Source organism: Caulobacter sp. GW821-FHT11E11, from assembly GCF_058808315.1.
In genome coordinates, this window is the sequence record NZ_JBXARO010000006.1 from 372,246 (window position 1) to 388,940 (window position 16,695).

Sequence of the window (16,695 nt, forward strand, 5' to 3'; positions counted from 1 at the left end):
CCTCGATCACCCTGCGAACGCGGGACCCGTGGAGGGCGTCCAGCGGGCTGAGCCGGACGCCAGGACCTCCGCGATCAGCGCGGCATAGGCGTCATCGGTCAGGCTGAGGTCGTAGGCCAGAGCGCGATCGCCCGGCCGGACCGGGGCCTCGACCTGGGCCAGCAGCGCCGCCGCCAGCGCGTCGGGATCCTGGCCATCGAACAGCAGGCCGTAACGGCCCTCCTCCAGCACCTGGGCCGCGTCGCCGGCGATCCTGGACGCCACTGCCGGCGCGCCCGCCGCCAGGGCCTCGAGCAGGGCCAGCGACGACGTCTCCCAGCGGGACGGCAGGGCGAACACCGCCGCGCGGCGCAGCCAGGCGAAGACGTTGTCGGTCTCGCCCGCGAGCAGGAAATCCTCCCCCAGCCCGGCGGCCTGCGCCAAGCCCGTCAGTCGCGCCTGCTCGGCCGGGGCGCCGCCGCCGATGATCGCCAGCCGCAGGCGTCGCGTCTGGCGAGCCCGGCCCATGGCCTCGATCAACAGGTCGAAGTTCTTCTGCGGCCGCAGCCGACCGATGCCGACCACGACCGGGACCTGGTCCTCAAGCCAGGGATGCGGCGCCGGCGCCTGGGCGAGCCGGGCGGCCAGGGCGTTGTCGACGCCGTTCGGCAGCTCGACCGCGCGGCCCGAGGCGATGGCCTCGGCGAACAGCGGCAGGCGGCGCAGCGCGCGGCCGACTACGACGATCCGGGCGGCGTCCAGGGTCAGAAGCTTCATCCAGGCCAGGCGCGTACGGCTCTTGAGGCCGTCGTCGCGGGCCACCTCGTTGCTGATGCAATAGATGCGGGCGATGTGGCGCAGGCCCTGGCAGGCCAGGAACGGCGTCCAGTGGCCCATATTGCCCACCGACATCAGCGCGCCCGCGGGCTGGCGCGACAGCCAGGCCCGAAGCCGCAAGGCCGCCACGCCCCGTCCCAGCGCGCCTTCCCGGAGCGCCAGCACCTTCAGCGCGAACGGCCCGCGCGCGGCTTCCTCGGCGAAAAAGCCCTCGCCGTAGCCCACGACCAGGGTGGTGGGATGGTCCTGGGCGAGCCGCTTGGCGAAGTCGATGGCGTTGCGCACCACGCCGCTGGACCGCAGGTCGTGGACGTAGAGATAGACGTGACGCATGGCGGGCTCCGGTGCGAATGACCAGCGCTACCGCCGTACTGTAACAATCCGATGCTGGGTCGGACGCCCCAAAGAAAGGGCCCGCCGAAGCGGGCCCAGGGGAAGTGTTTCGTTTGCGCGGGCTCTAGGCCTTCGCGGCGTCCGGGACCGCGCCCAGCTCGCCGCTTTCGCGGGCCTTCTTGCCGTAGACGACCTCGAACAGCGGGCTGGCCATCACCGTGGTGACGATCGCCATCAGCACCAGCATCGAGAACAGGGTCGGGCCGATGATGCCCTTCTGCAGGCCGATATTGATGATGATCAGCTCCATCAGGCCACGCGAGTTCATCAGGGCGCCGATGCCCATGGCGGTCGCATGGTTCTCGCCGGTCAAGCGGGCGGCGACGTAGCAGGCGCCCCACTTGGCCAGGATCGAGCAGGCCAGGACCCCCAGGGCGATCAGCAGCAGGGTCGGCGAGTTGACCATGTCCATCCGGGTGTTGAGGCCCGAATAGGTGAAGAACATCGGCAGCAGCAGCACGACCGCGATCGGCTCGACCTTCTTCTTCAGCTCCTCGACCAGCAGGCCGCGCGGCATGACCACGCCCAGGATGAAGCCGCCGAAGATGGCGTGGATGCCCACGGCGTCCATCAGGAAGGCCGACGTACAGAAGGCCAGGATGACCAGGGCCAGGGTCGAGGTGGTCATCTCGCCATCGCGCTCGACCATGCGGCCCAGCGGCGCCAGGATCTTGGGACCCATGGTGACGACGAACAGCACCCACAGCAGGCCGCCGCCGATGGCCAGGCCCGCCACGCCGGGGCCGCCGCCGAAGGTGGCCAGCACCAGGGCCAGCACGCACCACGACACTGCGTCGTCAAAGGCGCCGGCGGTCAGGGACAGCGTGCCCAGCGAGGTCTTGGCCAGGCCGCGCTCGTTGATGATCCGGGCCAGCATCGGGAAGGCGGTCAGGGCGATGCAGGCGCCCATGAACAGGGTGGCGTTGGCCTGGCTGATGCCGGCCGCGAACAGGCCCGGCACCTTCAGCAGGAAGGGCGTGATGGCGGCGGCGATCAGGAACGGCGCGGCGATGCCGGCGAACGAGACGCTCATGGCGCTCTTGGCCTTGGCCTTGAAGTGGCCCGCCTGGAAGCTGGTGCCGACCATGAACATGTAGAGGCCCACGCCCAGCTGAGCGCCGACATACAGGATGTTCTTGGTTTCCTTTGGGAAGATGGCGGCCTGGAGGTCGGGGGCCAGCAGGCCCAGCAGCGACGGGCCAAGCACCACGCCGGCGATCATCTCACCCACGACCTGGGGCTGCTTCAGCAGCTTCTGGCCCAGCCAGCCGACGACGCGGCAGGCCAGCACGATCACGGCCAGCTGCAGGAAGAAGTGAACGGAAAAGTCGGTCGGTGAGAAGCTGTTGGGCGCGGCCTTGATGGCCGGTCCGTGCTTGTTGAGCAGGTCCGCCGCCGTGGCGATGGTCTGCGAGAGTAGGTCTGACACTGTCTTAGCCCCCTAATAGATGTCGTCTGGCTTTGCGCCTTGCCCCCATGCCGCGCAGGAATCCCGCTGGAGCGCAATGTGGCGCACCCATTTTTGACAGCCTTGTCAGTCGATTGTTTTCGTTGGCCAAATTTCTGTTGCCGGAACGACACGACGTAGTAACGTACCTACAAGACAGCCTTGTCAATGTGAGCAGGTCGGTACGTCTTGAAGGTCATCACGAGCCGCGAATTCAACCAGGATGTCAGCCAGGCCAAGCGCGCGGCGAGAATCGAGCCGGTGTTCGTCACCGACCGTGGCCGGCCCACCCACGTGCTGATGAGCGTCGAAGATTACCGCCGGCTGACCGGCCAGACCGAGACCATCGTCGACCTGCTGGCCATGCCCGGCCTGCCCGCGTTGGAGCTGCCGCGCTCGACCGAGACCTGGGATCGCCAAGGGCGCTACAAGGGCGACGACTGATGCATCTGCTCGACACCGACGTCGTCTTCGAACTGCGCAACGCCAAGGCTGGCGCGACCGATCCGGGCCTGGCCGCCTGGGCGGCGCGAGCCACGCGCTCGAGCCTGTTCATCTCGGCCCTGACCCTGCTGGAGCTGGAAGGCGCCGTGGCCCGCACGGAGCGCAAGGACAAGGCCAAGGCGGCCGCGCTGCGCGACTGGCTGGACAACCGCGCCGCCCCCGCCTTCGAAGGCCGTATCCTGGCGGTCGACGCCGCCGTGGTCCGTCGGCGAGGCCACCTGCCCCTGACCGACGGCCGCGACGCGCTGCTGGCCGCCACGGCGCTGGAGCACGGCCTGACCCTGGCCACGCGCGAAGTCGCCGCCTTCGCCAAGGTTCCGCGCCTGAAGGTGTTCAATCCCTGGGGCTACAAGCCCGAGGCGCTGGACGACGAGGAAGACTGGGGCCAGGCCGCCAAGGCCGGCACGCAATGGCTGCGCAACATCTTCGTGCGCGGCTAAGGCCTACTGGATCCCGCTGACTTCGGCGGAAGCGACCGCCAGCGGCGGCGCGGCGGGGCCAAACGGCACGGCGGCGCCAACGGGCGGCAGTCCCGGATCGCGCGGCGGAACCGGCGGCGGCGCGGGGTTGGCGGCGACCTGCACCGGCGCGGGCGGCGGGACCGCCGAGGCCGCCACGAACACCGGCTTGGGCGCGGCCTTGGCCGAGACGTAGACGACGCGGTTCCCCTTGCAGGTGCCGGCGTTGTAGAGGCCCTTCAGATAGCCGCGGCGGACGAAGCCAGCCTTGATGGCGTCACGCACCTGCTGGTCGTGGCGCTCGGCCCCAGTCAGGCGGCGCACCCAGCCGCGCATCGGAATGACGTCGGTGATCGTGCTGGCCACCACGCCCAGGACCGGGCGGGACATGCCGTCATTCTTGTTGTCGTCCTTGGGGTCGTCGTAGTCGTCGCCCAGAACGGCGTCGAGGCTGTCGATCTCGGCCTTCAGCGGCGCGCAGCCGGTCTTGGGCGGGGCGTAGGGGTCGATGGTGGCCTTGGTCAGCAGGTCGGGGATCTGCGAGCGCACGACGTTGATGTCACGCAGCGGCGCGACCATGGCCGAGCCCAGGTTGTCGCCATTGGCCTCGGCGGAAGTCTTCGGGATCTTCGGAGAGTCTTTCTCCTGCTTGCCCGCCAGCGCCGCGTCGGCCGCCCCCAGGCCCAGGCACAGCGCCAGGACGGCCACGCCGCAGCGGCGCGACGCGCCGATCACGGTGGGCTTTTGAACTGGCGACGACATCTGCGTGAACTCGCACGGTTGATCCATGCAGGTTCAACCCGGGAATCGCCCCGGCCGTTCCCTAGATCCGGGGCAGCCCGTCCATGATCGCCGTCAGGGCCAGGACGGTCTGGGCCTCCATCGCGCTGTGGCCCGCATCGGTGCGCACATAAGTCGCCGGCGGCAGGCCCGCCGCCTCCAGCGCCTCGACCAGGCGCGAGGCCTGGGTCAGCGGGCAGACCTGGTCGAAGCGGCCATGGACGATGTGCACAGGCACGCCCTTCAACGCGCTCACGCCGTCGGTGATCTCGTCGGGCTTGAGGAACAGGTGGTTGGCGAAGAAGTGGGCCTCGATCTGGGCGAAGCACAGGGCGAATTCGGCCTCGCCGAACTTGCCCGCGTCCTCGTCGGCCGGGATCATGTTCGAGATCGTGCCTTCCCAGACCGACCAGGCCAGGGCCGCCTTCAGCTGCAGGTCACGCTGGGCGTCGTTGGCCGGGACCATGTCGAAGATCGCCTTGTAGGCGCCCATCATGTCGCCGCGCTGCTCGGCAGGGATCACCTCCACGAAGGCCTTCCACTCGTCGGGATAGGCGATATAGGCGCCCGGCTCGGTCAGGGCGTAGGGCTGCTCGGCGAAGGTCGAGGCGTTGCCCTGGTACATGTAGAGCAGGTCCTCCTTCCGCCCCAGGAAGATGCCGCGCAGGATCAGCGAGGCGACCTTCTCCGGGTTCCGGATGGCGTAGACCAGGGCCAGGGTGCTGCCCCAGCTGCCGCCGAAGACGTGCATCTTGCCGGTGATGCCCAAGGCGTCGCGCAGGGCGTTGATGTCGGCGACCAGGTGATCGGTGGTGTTGTGGGCCAGGGCCTTCTCGGGACCGTCGGCCGCCACGGTGGGCCGGCTCAGCCCGCAGCCGCGCTGGTCGAACAGGATCACGCGATAGCGATCAGGATCGAAGAACCGCGACATCACCGGCGCGCAGGCGCCGCCCGGACCGCCGTGCAGGAACATCACCGGCTCGCCGTCGGCGCGGCCGTATTCCTCCCAGTGCAGCTCGTGGTCGGGCGCGGTGTCGACCCGCAGCCAGCCGGTGCTCAGGGGTTGGCCCTGGTCGTAGGTCCACTCGGTGGTGACCTTGCTGGTCGTCCGCAGCCGCGAGAAATCCATGACTCTAGTCCCTGTCGAAGCACTTGCCGGCAGTTTCGCGCCACGCCACGCCAGACTCCAGAAGAAACAGGGTTCGCCGAGCGTTGCGGCGACCATGAAGGCGTGTTGATCTGCGCCCTCGCCCCAAGGTGGAGCCCGCCATGATCATCCCCTTCGTCGCCGTCGTCGCGCTAGCAGGCCCTCCCGCCGGCGGCATCCCGCACGTGCGGTCGGTCTCTCCCAAGGTCGGGGCCGAGGTCGCGGCGGGCAAGATCCAGATCAAGGTCACCTTCGACCAGCCGATGCGCGCCAGCTGGTCGTTCGTGATGCGCGACCCGGCCAGCTATCCCGACTGCGCCAAGACCCCGGTCCAGTCGAAGGACGGACGGACCTTCACGCTGGACTGCACGGTCGAGGCCGGGAAGGACTACTGGATCGGCTTCAACAACGACCGGTTCAAGAACTTCCAGTCGCTGGATGGGGTGGCGGCGGCGCCGGCGATGCTGCAGTTCTCCGCGCACTAAGCTCGTCGGGGGACGGGTGTTGAATCCCTCTCTCTTAGAGAGAGGGAGGGGCCCGCGCCGTCAGGCGTGGGAGGGTGAGAGGTTAGGCGAAGCCGGTGGCCGATTTGATCAAGCAGCTGAACCTCCTCAGTTTATTCGGCTGAGAGTGTAACCTCTCACCCTCCCATGCTGCGCATTGGCCCCTCTCTCTCTCTAAGAGAGAGGGAGATGTAGGCGACGAGCGTTCACCGCTCCCCGTCCCCGCCTCCAAAACCCGCCCTATCCTGCCCTCACCTCGAAGCACTGGGGAGGGCGCGCGGCCAGCGACCTTCGCGGCTTCGGGGGGCGGTCGAGCGGTGGAGGTCCGAGGGGGATACTCGGACGGTCCGGGGACCTGGTTCGCTGACCAGGCCCGCCCGCCGCCGGCGTGGTCGAAGGCAAAGGGGCGTGTCTGGCGTAAGCCCGTCCTCTTCGACTGTCGGAGCACGTTGGGAACGGCGCACTTCGAGTCTCGCTAAGGCCTCAACAGGGCCACCCGGCGGGACGCTGGCGGAAAACGATCGCGCGGAGCGTCGGACTTCGTCGAAACGGTAACAACACAACAAAACTCCGGACGCTGTCCGGCGCTCCGCATCCCTCCCCATCCTCGCGGTCTTCGCCGCGAGCCGATTTGTCATGCCTGGAGGTCTAGATGCCCCACCCCCGTATTCCGCGCGCCAAGCCTCGCTCCGACGACACGCGCGCCCGGCGCCGCCACCTCCGTGAATGCCTCTGGCTCCACGACCGGCTCAAAGAGGAGTTCGCCTACATCGCCGGGCTGATCGAAGAGAAGCGCCAGCAGGCCGCCCAAGAAAAAGCCCCCGATCTTGCGACCGGGGGCTCATCTTCATCCGAAGACCGGAACGCTTAGCGGATGACCCGCGCGCCCTTGCCCTTCATCACGGCCTCGACTTCCGCCTGGCGCACCATCGAGGTGTCGCCCGGGGTGGTCATGGCCAGGGCGCCGTGAGCCGCGCCGTACTCGACGGCGGCTTGCGGACCCTTGCCTTCCATGAAGCCGAAGGCCAGGCCCGAGGCGAAGCCGTCGCCGCCGCCGACGCGGTCATAGATCTCGAGGTTCTCACGCATCATCGAGGCGTAGAACTCGCCGCCGGCGTACAGGATCGCCGACCAGTCGTTGACCGAGGCGGTCTTGGCGTTGCGCAGGGTGGTCGCGGCGACCTTGAAGTTCGGGAACTGCTTCACGGCAGTTTCGATCATCTTCTTGAAGTTGGCCGGGTCGATCGAGCTGATGTGCTCGTCCAGGCCTTCGACTTCAAAGCCCAGGCAGGCGGTGAAGTCTTCTTCGTTGCCGATCATCACGTCGACATACTGGGCGATGTGACGGTTGACCTTCTGAGCGCCTTCCTTGCCGCCCTGCGACTTCCACAGCGAGGCGCGGTAGTTCAGGTCGTAGGAGATCACGGTGCCGTACTTGCGGGCCACTTCCACGGCTTCGATCACGGCTTCGGCCGTGTTCGAGGCCAGGGCCGCGAAGATGCCGCCGGTGTGGAACCAGCGCACGCCTTCTTCGCCGAACAGCTTTTCCCAGTTCACTTCACCGGGGCGGATCTGCGAGGCGGCCGAGTGACCACGGTCCGAGCAACCCAGGGCCGGACGAACGCCGAAGCCCTTTTCGGTGAAGTTCAGGCCGACGCGGGTGTTGCGGCCCAGGCCGTCGAAGTCGCGCCAGATGACGTGCGAGGTGTCGACGCCACCCTGCATCATCAGGTCCTCGACCAGCCAGCCCAGGTCGTTGACCGGCAGAGCCGTCACGGCCGTCGAGCGCTTGCCCCAGCACTTCTTGAAGGCGCGGGCGACGTTGTATTCGCCGCCGCCTTCCCAGACGTTGAACTGGCGCGCGTTGCGAACCCGGCCGAAGCCCGGGTCGAAACGCAGCATCACTTCACCGAAGGACGCGCAGTCCCACTTGGTTTCCGAAGCCGGACGGATGTTGAGGATATTGTCGGTCATTTAGGCCTTCCCACGAACCTTCTTGATCAGGTCCACCGTCTCGCGGACCTTGGCGGTGATGCCGGCGTAGTCGCCCGCGTCGAGCAGTTCCTGCGTGATCAGCTTGGAGCCCATGCCGGCGGCGACGATGCCCGCGCCGAACCACTTCTTGACCGAGGCTTCGTCCGGATCGACGCCGCCCGTCGGCATGATGCGGGTCCAGGGCATCGGGCCCAGCACCGCCTTGACGAAATCGGGACCGCCGACCGACGAACCCGGGAACACCTTGACGATCTCGCAGCCCAGCTCTTCGGCGTACGAGATTTCCGAGGCCGAACCGCAGCCCGGCGAATACGGGATCTTGCGACGGTTGCAGACCTTGGCGACGTCGGCGTTCAGGATCGGGCCGACGACGAACTTGGCGCCGTTGGCGATGTAGATGCCGGCGGTCGGGGCGTCGACGATCGAGCCCACGCCCATGATCACGCGCGGGTCGGCCGAGGCGAAGTGACGGGTCACTTCGTAGAAGACGTGGCTGGCGAAGTCGCCGCGGTTGGTGAATTCGATGCAGGGCGCGCCGCCGTCGGCGCAGGCCTGGATCACCTTCTTACAGACCTCGACGTCGGGGTGATAGAAAACCGGGATGACACCCTGGTCCATCAGGGCGGTCAGCACCGCCATACGGTCTTTTACCATCGTAGACTCCTTCCCGAAGGATCGATCTTGCGCGGACCGCCGCGAGGGCCGCCGCGCACGCAATATTTCGCCGGTATTGGCTCAGGGCGTTCCCTTAGACCGCGTTGCGCGCCGGCGCCATACCGGGCTTGCCGCAACGTCAAACTAAGGGGGCGTGGGGCGCGGATCCGGCGGCCGATCCCGGCCGCGTTGCGCGAAGTCTCCTGGTGGTCGCTTCCTTCCCCGAACCTTTTTCCGTCGGTTCCCCTCGCCCGCGTCGAACGCAAAATTGAGGGCGTCGGATTTCGCCGACGCCCCAAAAGTTTGCGCAGGAGCGAGCTCAAAGAGCCGCAAAACGAGACGGCCAACCACGACGCTGAACCGAAACGTATGACACCGGTTACCAAAAGTGGCCAAGCCACTTCGCCACCGGTGTCATGAGCAGATAATCAGAAACCGCCGGGGAGCGCAAGCGTCGTGAGACTGGGATTTTCGCGCTGGCAAACGTTTGAAACAAATCGGGTTTGCGGAGTTGAGCGAACATTGCTCGCTCAACTCCGATTTGCCCTGAACGGTCAGCCCGTGTTGCGCAGGCCGGCCGCGATGCCCGCCACGGTCAGCTGGATGGCCAGGCGAAGCTCTTCGTCCTGGTCCCCTGCCCGGCGGCGTGACAGCAGTTCCAGCTGCAGGTGGTTCAGCGGATCGACCGAACGGCCGGCCAGGGCCACCGACTCGGCCAGGTCCGGCTGGTTGTCGAGCAGGGCCGAGCCGCCCCGGATGGCCAGGGCCAGGCTGGTCGCCGCCTCGTGCTCGCGCTGGATCGTGGCGAAGATCCGCTCGGCGTCGGCCTTGTCGGGCGACAGGGCCATGTACCGCGCGGCGATGCCCATGTGGCTCTGGGCCAGGGCCAGCTCCATGTTGGACAGCAGCGAGGCGAAGAAGTCGAAATTGCCGGCCAGGTCCTGCAGTTGCTCGACCGACAGCTTGGCCCGCTCGACGCCCGAGGCGAAGCCGTACCAGCCGGGCAGCATGAAGCGGGCCTGCGACCAGCTGAACACCCATGGGATGGCCCGCAGGTCCTCGATCTTGCGGCTGGCGGTGCGGCTGGCCGGACGGCTGCCGATGTTCAAGCCCACGATCTCGCTGATCGGGGTGGCCGACCAGAAGAAGTCCTCGAACGCCGGATCGTCGTACACCAGGGCGCGGAAGCCGTGGAACGAGGCCTCGGCCAGGGCGGTCATCGCGGCCTCGACCTTGGAGTCGGGCCGGTGGGCGGGCCGGTCGCTGGAGATCAGCACGGCGGCGGCCAGGCCATCCAGGTTGCGGCGGGCGGTGGGCTGGTCGCCGAAGCGGCGGGCGATCATCTCGCCCTGCTCGGTCATGCGGATGCGGCCTTGGACGGTGCCGGCCGGCTGGGCCAGCACGGCCTCGGCGGCCGGTCCCCCGCCCCGCCCGACGCTGCCGCCACGGCCGTGGAACAGCTGCAGGCCCACGCCCATGCGGTCGGCCTCGAACGCCAGGGCCGAGGCGCCACGCGCCACGCCGCGACGGCTGGCGACGTACCCGCCGTCCTTGTTGGAGTCCGAATAGCCGAGCATGATTTCCTGCACCGGCCGGTCGCCCAGGATGGTGCGGCTCAGCGGCAGCTCCAGCCATTGGCGCAGGACGGCCGGGCCGTTCTCAAGGTCGCCGATGGTCTCGAACAGCGGGGCCACCTTGACCGAGGCGCGCGGCGCGGCGCCGCCCCAGACCATGCCGACCTGCTTGAGCAGCACCAGCGGCTCGAGGATGTCCGACAGGGTCGCGGCCTTGGAAATGATGTAAGCGCCGATGCAGCCGTGGCCGTAGTCGCGAACCGCCTGGGCGGCGGCTTCCATCGTGGCCAGCTCCTTGGTCGTCTCCTCGCCATAGGCGGTGAAGGGCGAGACCAGGGGACGCTGGTGCGACAGCTCCTCGATCAGCAGCTTGCAGCGGGCGTCCTCGTCCAGCTTCAGGTACTGGACGCCAGAGCCGGCGCGCTGGAACAGCTCGTCGACGGTGCGCTCGTGGACATCGGCGTTCTGGCGCAGGTCCAGGCTCATCAGGTGGAAGCCGCAGGCCTTGGCCACCTCGACCAGGGTGCGCAAGCTCGACCCGACCAGGCGCTCGCCGCCGTTGCGCTCCAGGCTGTCGATAATCACGCCCAGGTCGGCGACGAAGGCGTCCGGATGACCATAGGGCTCGACGTCGGTCGGGCCGTTGGCGAACGTCACCGGCTGGCCGGTCAGCTTCTGCGAGACGGCCGTCAGGCGGTCGAAGATCAGCTCCAAGGCCAGGCGATAGGGCTCGTCCAGGCGGTGGACCGACGGGTCCTTCGTCTGGCTGGCCAGGGCCAGCAGCTCCTGCGACACCGGCGCATAGGCGGTCGAGACCGCCAGGTTGGACCACAGCTTGCGGACTTCGCCGGCGTACCAGTCGAGGATGACGCGGGACTGGCTGGCGAAGGCCAGCTTCAGGGTCTCGCCATTGACGCCGGGGTGGCCGTCGCGGTCGCCGCCCAGCCACGAGCCCATCTTCAGCAGCGGCGCCAGATGCCCGTGCGAGCCGATCTTGGCGGTCCAGTCGCCGTAAAGGTCAATGATCGCCGGCAAGATCGAGGTGCGGACGATCGACAGCGCGTTGCGGATCTCGTCCTTCACCGTGATCCGCTCGGGGCGGTAAAGACGCGTCCGCCACATCAGGGCGATCTCGCGGAACAGGCCCTCGCGGATCTCGGCTTCCAGATCCGGCGGCAGATGGTGGCGACGCAGGGCCATCAGGCGCGAGATCTCGGTCTCGCGGTCGACCATGCTCCGGCGACGGACTTCCGTCGGGTGGGCCGTCAGCACCGGCACGACGTTCATGGCCGCGAAGATCTTGGCCAGCTCCTCGTCGGTCTTGCCTCGGCCCTTCAACACCTGGACGGCGTCGATCAGGGTGCGGGGGCGCTCGTCGCCCGGCTGGGCGTCGGCCTCGGCATGACGACGGCGGCCAGCGACGTCCTCGCCGATATTGGCCAGCAGCGAGTGGCTGGCGAAGGCCCGGGCCAGGAATACGGCCTGGTCGGTCGAGAGGTCGGCGAACAGGTGGTCCAGCACCGGCGCGTCGCCGGTGGCCTCGTCCTCGCGAGACGCCGCTTTGCGCGCCTTGGCCACCAGGGCGGCGGCCTCCTCGCCTTCCAGATAGGTGATCGCCTCGATGAGCAGGTCACTCAGCAGATTGGCGTTCTGGCGGACGTGGCGGCTGGTCGGACGGTCGACGTCGATCGACAGGGCCGGGTTGCGCATGGGCGGACTCCAGGGACCGCCAAGGCGGCGGCGATCCCGTACTGGAATGGATCTAGAAACGCGTCGGGCGCCGCAGGTGCTAACGCTGCGGCGCCCTCTAGCGCGGTTCATGGGGCGGGGAAAGTCGCCCGGCACGATGGTTGCGCTACCATCGTATTTTTGAACGAATTTGTTTCGCTAGCGCGCCAGCCAGCCGCCATCCACGGGCAGAGTAATCCCTTGGACGTAGTCCGCAGCCGACGAGGCCAGGAACACGGCGGCGCCACCGATGTCTTCCGGACGGCCCCAGCGGCCGGCCGGGATGCGCGCCAGGATCGAGGCGTTGCGGTCAGCGTCGGCGCGCAGGGCCTCGGTGTTATTGGTGTCGAAATAGCCGGGGGCGATCGCGTTGACGTTGATGCCCTTGGTCGCCCACTCGTTGGCCAGAATCTTGGTCAGACCGGCCAGGCCCGACTTGGCGGCCGTATACGACGGCACGCGGATGCCGCCCTGGAACGACAGCAGGCTGGCGATGTTGATCACCTTGCCGCCGCCCTGCTTGATCGCCTGCTTGGCGAAGGCTTGCGTGAGGAAAAAGACGACCTTCAGATTGGTGTCCATCACCGCGTCCCAGTCGGCTTCCGAGAACTCGATCGAGTCGGCGCGGCGAATGATGCCGGCGTTATTGACCAGGATGTCGACCTGGCCGAACGCGGCGACGGTCTCGTCGACCACGCGCTGGACGGGCTCGGTCGAGCCGAAGTCGGCCTTGATCGACAGGAACTTGCGGCCCAGGGCCTCGACGGCCTTCTGGGTTTCGGTCGGCTCGCTGCGGCCCGCGGCGGCGATGTCCGCGCCGGCTTGGGCGAGCGCGATGGCGATGCCCTGGCCAATGCCGGTGTTGGCGCCGGTGACGAGCGCGACCTTGCCTTCGAGGCTGAACGGATTGGCCATGTCGAGTTCCTGTCTGAGAATGCTGTCATCCCGGCGAAAGCCGGGACCGCCGGAAGCGCAAGCGCCTTGGGCGGTCCCGGGTCTACGCTGCGCTCCGCCCGGGATGACAGGTCAGAGCGCGGTGGCCTAAGGCCCCTACTTCAGCTGGCAGATGTCCAGCACGTTCATGTCGGTGTAGTCGAGGTTCTCGCCGCCCATCGCCCAGATGAAGGTGTAGTTGGCGGTGCCCGAACCCATGTGGATCGACCACGGCGGGCTCATCACGGCTTCCTCGTTGGCGATCACGATGTGACGCATCTCGTCCGGCTCGCCCATGTAGTGGAACACGCGATCGTTCTCGCCCAGGCCGAAGTAGAAATAGGCTTCCGAACGACGGTCGTGCAGGTGGGGCGGCATGGTGTTCCAGACGCTGCCCGGCTTCAGCACGGTCATGCCCAGCAGCAGCTGAGCCGATTTGCAGGTGGTCGGGACGATGTACTGGTAGATCGTGCGCTCGTTGCTGGTTTCCAGCGCGCCGCGCTCCAGGGCGACGGCGTCGGCGAAGGCCAGCTTCTTGGTTTCGAACGACGCGTGGGCCGGCAGGCTGACCAGGTAGAAGCGGGCAGCGGCGCCGTCGATGCCTTCGAAGGTCACGTCCTTGGCGCCCATGGTGACGTACAGGCCGTCACGCGGAACGATCTCGTAGACGACGCCGTCAACGGTGATCTTGCCGGTGGTCTCACCGACATTGATCACCCCCAGCTCGCGGCGCTCCAGGAAGGGGTGGCCGGCGGCCGAGGCGGGCTCGGTCTGGTCGGGCAGCTTGATGGCCGAGGTGGCCACCACGCCGCCGACGACGAAGCGTTCGGCGTGGTTGTAGGTCAGGACGATCTGGCCGTCCTGGAACAGGCCCTGCATCAGGTAGCGATCGCGCAGGTCGTCATTGCTGACCGCGAACATCATGTCCGGATGGGTGGCGTGATAGGTCTTGGCGAACATGGGGAAGTCTCCGGAAGGGTGTTCTTATTCGGCGGCGGCGCGCAGCGCGGTCGTGGGACGAGCCCAGTCAGGACGCTGCTCGAGCTTGTAGGCCTTCTTAGGCAGGTTGTACGTCAGATCGACGATCAGCTCCTCGGCCTCGACCAGGTCCATCCGATGCTCGGCGACCATGCGGGCGAGGAACGAGGAGTCGACGCGACGGGCCACGTCGTGACGGGCCGGGATCGACAGGAAGGCGCGAGTGTCGTCGTTGAAGCCGACGGTGTTGTAGAAGCCGGCGGTCTCGGTGACCTGCTCGCGGAAGCGCATCATGCCTTCCGGGCTGTCGTGGAACCACCAGGACGGACCCAGCTTCAGCACCGGATAGTGGCCGGCCAGCGGGGCCAGTTCGCGGCTGTAGACGGTCTCGTCCAGGGTGAACAGGATCACCGACAGGCGCGGATCGTTGCCCAGGCGGGTCAGCAGCGGCTTCAGCGCCGAGACGTACTCGGTGCGCATCGGGATGTCGGCGCCCTTGTCGCGACCGTGGGTCTCGAGCAGGCCGACATTGTGATTGCGGTGCGAGCCGGGGTGGATCTGCATCACCAGGCCGTCGTCCAGGCTCATCTTGGCCATTTCGGTCAGCATCTGGGCGCGGAACAGTTCGGCCTTCTCAGGCGTGACATCGCCCTTCACCAGGCTTTGGAACAGGGCTTCGGCCTCGACGTCCGACAAGTCGGCGGTGGCGGCGGTCGGATGGCCGTGATCCGACGAGGTGGCGCCGGCCTCGATGAAGGCTTGGCGGCGCAGACGGTGCGCTTCGAGATAGGACTTCCAGCTGTAGACGTCCTTGCCGGACACGTCGGCGAAGCGTTCGAAGGCGCGCGGGCTGCGCTCATCCTCGAAGTCGATGACGGCGTCGGGGCGGTAAGCGGTGATGACGTGGCCGCCCCACCCGCTTTCGCGGATGGCTTGGTGGTGCTTCAGGACCTCATGCGGGCCTTCGGTCGTCGCCAGGGTCTCGATGTTGAAACGATCGAACAGAGCGCGCGGGCGGAACGCGTCCGAGGCCAGGGCCTCGTTGATGCGGTCGAAATAGTCGTCGGCGTTCGAGGTTTCGAGGAACTCGGTGAAGCCGAACACCTTGCTGAACACGTGGTTCAGCCAGATCCACGACGGCGTGCCGCGGAAAAGGTGGAAGTTCGAGGCAAACAGCTTCCAGGCCGCGCGCGGATCGGTCTCCGGCACGCCGGCCTTGGACCGCACCTTCAGCGCGTCGAGCGAGACGCCCTGGCTGTAGAGCATGCGGTACAGATAGTGGTCCGGCGCCAGCAGCAGGTCGGTGGCGTCCTGGAAAGGCTCGTTGGTCGCAAACCAAGACGGATCGGTGTGACCGTGCGGGCTGATGATCGGCAGGTCCTTGACCAGGCCGTACAGGCCGCGCGCATACGAACGCGTCGTCGCGTCCGACGGGAAAAGCCGATCTTCGTGGAAATTCAGAGGCCTGGGCATGGCTGTGCGTCTGCTCCCTTTGTGACCGGCGGCTTCACGGGTGGCCGCTGCTGCGGCCCGCTTGGTAACCGGTGTCATGATCCGATGCAACCCGAAGGGGCCGCGAATACTCTAGCTGGGAACCGGTCCCGAGGACTCGCGGACCACCAGGCTCGGTTCGGTCTTGGTGACGTCACGCGGCTCCCGCCGCTCGACGCCGATCAGCTTCTCGGCGGCCATCTTGCCGATCTCGCGGGTCGGCGTGTGCACCGTGGTCAGCGGCGGCCAGACCGCCTGGGCGATCTGGAAGTCGTCGAAGCCGACGACCGTGACGTCCTTCGGCACCGTCAGGCCGGCCTTGCGCGCCGACTGCAGGACGCCGGCCGCCATTTCGTCGTTGCCGCAGAAGATCGCGGTCGGACGCGGCGTGCGCGCCAGCAGCTCGTCGCCGCAGGCCACGCCGGACTCGAAGGTATAGGCGCCCTGGACGATGTCCTTCTCGGCCAGCTTCAGGCCAGCCTCGGCCAGACCGTCCTCGAAGCCCCCTCGCCGCTCGTGCGACGAACGGAAGGTGTCGGGACCCGAGATGAAGGCGATGTTCTTGTGGCCCAGCTCGATGATGTGGCGCGCGGCCTGGCCAGCGCCCATCCGGTCATGACCGACGATCATGTGCTCGGGCTTGTCCAGCTCGACCGAGGCGATACGGATGTACGCACAGCCGATCTCGTTCAGCAGCTTGGCGACCCGCTCGTCTTCCGACACCGACGGCGGCAGCACTACGCCATAGAGCTTCTGGCGCTCCACGAACGAGCGGATGTCGGTCAGGAAGGTCGGGCTGGCGCGGTTACAAGGATGGACGACCAGCTCGAAGCCCGAGCCGCGCATGCCGTCCAGCAGGCCCAGCTGCATATTCACGACATACTGCGGGTTGGGGTTGTCGTAGATCATGCCGATCAGGAACGAGCGGCGGAACGCCAGGCCTCGGGCCTGGGGGTCAGGGGCATAACCCCACTCGGCGATCACCGCCTCGATCCGTTCGCGCGTCTCGTCGCGGACGAACGGCGACTGGTTGATCACACGGGAGACGGTCTTCTTCGAAACTCCCGCCAGTCTCGCGATGTCGTTGATCGTGGCGCGGCGGCGACCGCCCTCCACGCTCTCACTGTCTTCGGCCGGGGGCGAGGAAGGCGTCTTAGAAGAGTTCACGGCGTTTCCAGCAGCCTAAGTCATTTTCTTTTGTCATACTCTAGCGGCGTAAGCATCGCCAACCTAGGACGAAACGTCTGCTTGCGACCCGGCTGACACCGGTTACCATGTCATTGAACGTCCAAAT

The 16,695-nt window shown here is 67.4% G+C and carries 15 protein-coding genes; 4 read left to right on the plus strand and 11 right to left on the minus strand.

Features of this window, described 5'->3' with window-relative positions; all coding sequences use genetic code 11:
* Positions 1–6: 6 nt before the first annotated feature.
* Together AC1RR5_RS17145 and AC1RR5_RS17150 are read right to left on the minus strand one after the other, a co-directional pair.
* Complete coding sequence (locus AC1RR5_RS17145) at positions 7–1,149, minus strand: glycosyltransferase (protein WP_492923256.1); 1,143 nt, start codon at positions 1,147–1,149, stop codon at positions 7–9.
* 124 nt (positions 1,150–1,273) lie between these two features.
* The gene (locus AC1RR5_RS17150) at positions 1,274–2,638 is read right to left on the minus strand and encodes a cation:proton antiporter (protein WP_492923258.1); all 1,365 of its coding nucleotides are present in this window, start codon (positions 2,636–2,638) and stop codon (positions 1,274–1,276) included.
* A gap of 207 nt (positions 2,639–2,845) precedes the next feature.
* Here AC1RR5_RS17150 and AC1RR5_RS17155 point away from each other — a divergent pair, with 207 nt between their 5' ends.
* Positions 2,846–3,100 (plus strand): type II toxin-antitoxin system Phd/YefM family antitoxin, encoded by a 255-nt coding sequence (locus AC1RR5_RS17155; RefSeq protein WP_492923260.1) that lies wholly within the window; start codon positions 2,846–2,848, stop codon positions 3,098–3,100.
* Positions 3,100–3,600: a PIN domain-containing protein gene (locus AC1RR5_RS17160; protein ID WP_492923262.1), complete on the plus strand. Its 501-nt coding sequence runs from the start codon at positions 3,100–3,102 to the stop codon at positions 3,598–3,600. Before AC1RR5_RS17155 ends, AC1RR5_RS17160 begins: the two co-directional genes overlap by 1 nt.
* 3 nt (positions 3,601–3,603) lie before the next feature.
* On the opposite strand, the gene AC1RR5_RS17165 is transcribed toward AC1RR5_RS17160, so the two are convergent.
* Both AC1RR5_RS17165 and pip read right to left on the minus strand, forming a co-directional pair.
* Positions 3,604–4,380, minus strand: a complete 777-nt coding sequence (locus AC1RR5_RS17165; protein ID WP_492923264.1) for a hypothetical protein — start codon at positions 4,378–4,380, stop codon at positions 3,604–3,606.
* A gap of 61 nt (positions 4,381–4,441) precedes the next feature.
* A complete protein-coding gene (gene pip, locus AC1RR5_RS17170) occupies positions 4,442–5,527 on the minus strand; it encodes a prolyl aminopeptidase (RefSeq protein WP_492923266.1) in 1,086 nt (361 codons plus the stop codon).
* A gap of 140 nt (positions 5,528–5,667) precedes the next feature.
* Here pip and AC1RR5_RS17175 point away from each other — a divergent pair, with 140 nt between their 5' ends.
* A complete protein-coding gene (locus AC1RR5_RS17175) occupies positions 5,668–6,030 on the plus strand; it encodes an Ig-like domain-containing domain (RefSeq protein ID WP_492923268.1) in 363 nt (120 codons plus the stop codon).
* Between the two features lie 670 nt (positions 6,031–6,700).
* On the plus strand, positions 6,701–6,919 hold the full coding sequence (locus AC1RR5_RS17180) for a hypothetical protein (protein WP_492923270.1): 219 nt from the start codon (positions 6,701–6,703) through the stop codon (positions 6,917–6,919).
* Here the strand turns inward: AC1RR5_RS17180 and AC1RR5_RS17185 are convergent.
* From AC1RR5_RS17185 to AC1RR5_RS17215, 7 genes are all read right to left on the minus strand, one after another.
* The gene (locus AC1RR5_RS17185; RefSeq protein ID WP_047411116.1) at positions 6,916–8,022 is read right to left on the minus strand and encodes a sugar kinase; all 1,107 of its coding nucleotides are present in this window, start codon (positions 8,020–8,022) and stop codon (positions 6,916–6,918) included. The genes AC1RR5_RS17180 and AC1RR5_RS17185 overlap by 4 nt on opposite strands.
* Positions 8,023–8,697 carry a bifunctional 4-hydroxy-2-oxoglutarate aldolase/2-dehydro-3-deoxy-phosphogluconate aldolase gene (locus AC1RR5_RS17190; RefSeq protein WP_018113188.1) on the minus strand — a complete coding sequence of 225 codons (675 nt, stop codon included), beginning with the start codon at positions 8,695–8,697 and terminating at the stop codon, positions 8,023–8,025. It abuts the gene before it with no gap.
* Positions 8,698–9,251: 554 nt separating this feature from the next.
* Entirely contained in the window at positions 9,252–11,981 is a 2,730-nt protein-coding gene (gene ppc, locus AC1RR5_RS17195; RefSeq protein ID WP_492923272.1) for a phosphoenolpyruvate carboxylase, read from the minus strand.
* A gap of 177 nt (positions 11,982–12,158) precedes the next feature.
* Positions 12,159–12,914, minus strand: a complete 756-nt coding sequence (gene kduD / locus AC1RR5_RS17200) for a 2-dehydro-3-deoxy-D-gluconate 5-dehydrogenase KduD (protein WP_492923274.1) — start codon at positions 12,912–12,914, stop codon at positions 12,159–12,161.
* A 135-nt stretch (positions 12,915–13,049) separates the two neighbouring features.
* Positions 13,050–13,892: a 5-dehydro-4-deoxy-D-glucuronate isomerase gene (gene kduI, locus AC1RR5_RS17205; protein WP_492923276.1), complete on the minus strand. Its 843-nt coding sequence runs from the start codon at positions 13,890–13,892 to the stop codon at positions 13,050–13,052.
* A 24-nt stretch (positions 13,893–13,916) separates the two neighbouring features.
* Complete coding sequence (gene uxaC / locus AC1RR5_RS17210) at positions 13,917–15,383, minus strand: glucuronate isomerase (RefSeq protein WP_492923278.1); 1,467 nt, start codon at positions 15,381–15,383, stop codon at positions 13,917–13,919.
* 111 nt (positions 15,384–15,494) lie between these two features.
* Positions 15,495–16,568, minus strand: a complete 1,074-nt coding sequence (locus tag AC1RR5_RS17215) for a LacI family DNA-binding transcriptional regulator (RefSeq protein ID WP_492923280.1) — start codon at positions 16,566–16,568, stop codon at positions 15,495–15,497.
* Between the last annotated feature and the right edge of the window lie 127 nt (positions 16,569–16,695).

Coding starts and splice junctions, on each gene's coding strand:
- AC1RR5_RS17145 (WP_492923256.1), bottom strand. CDS start 1,149: ATGCGTCACGTCTATCTCTACGTCCACGACCTGCGGTCCAGCGGCGTG.
- AC1RR5_RS17160 (WP_492923262.1), top strand. CDS start 3,100: ATGCATCTGCTCGACACCGACGTCGTCTTCGAACTGCGCAACGCCAAG.
- AC1RR5_RS17165 (WP_492923264.1), bottom strand. CDS start 4,380: ATGTCGTCGCCAGTTCAAAAGCCCACCGTGATCGGCGCGTCGCGCCGC.
- pip (WP_492923266.1), bottom strand. CDS start 5,527: ATGGATTTCTCGCGGCTGCGGACGACCAGCAAGGTCACCACCGAGTGG.
- AC1RR5_RS17175 (WP_492923268.1), top strand. CDS start 5,668: ATGATCATCCCCTTCGTCGCCGTCGTCGCGCTAGCAGGCCCTCCCGCC.
- AC1RR5_RS17180 (WP_492923270.1), top strand. CDS start 6,701: ATGCCCCACCCCCGTATTCCGCGCGCCAAGCCTCGCTCCGACGACACG.
- AC1RR5_RS17185 (WP_047411116.1), bottom strand. CDS start 8,022: ATGACCGACAATATCCTCAACATCCGTCCGGCTTCGGAAACCAAGTGG.
- AC1RR5_RS17190 (WP_018113188.1), bottom strand. CDS start 8,697: ATGGTAAAAGACCGTATGGCGGTGCTGACCGCCCTGATGGACCAGGGT.
- ppc (WP_492923272.1), bottom strand. CDS start 11,981: ATGCGCAACCCGGCCCTGTCGATCGACGTCGACCGTCCGACCAGCCGC.
- kduD (WP_492923274.1), bottom strand. CDS start 12,914: ATGGCCAATCCGTTCAGCCTCGAAGGCAAGGTCGCGCTCGTCACCGGC.
- kduI (WP_492923276.1), bottom strand. CDS start 13,892: ATGTTCGCCAAGACCTATCACGCCACCCATCCGGACATGATGTTCGCG.
- uxaC (WP_492923278.1), bottom strand. CDS start 15,383: ATGCCCAGGCCTCTGAATTTCCACGAAGATCGGCTTTTCCCGTCGGAC.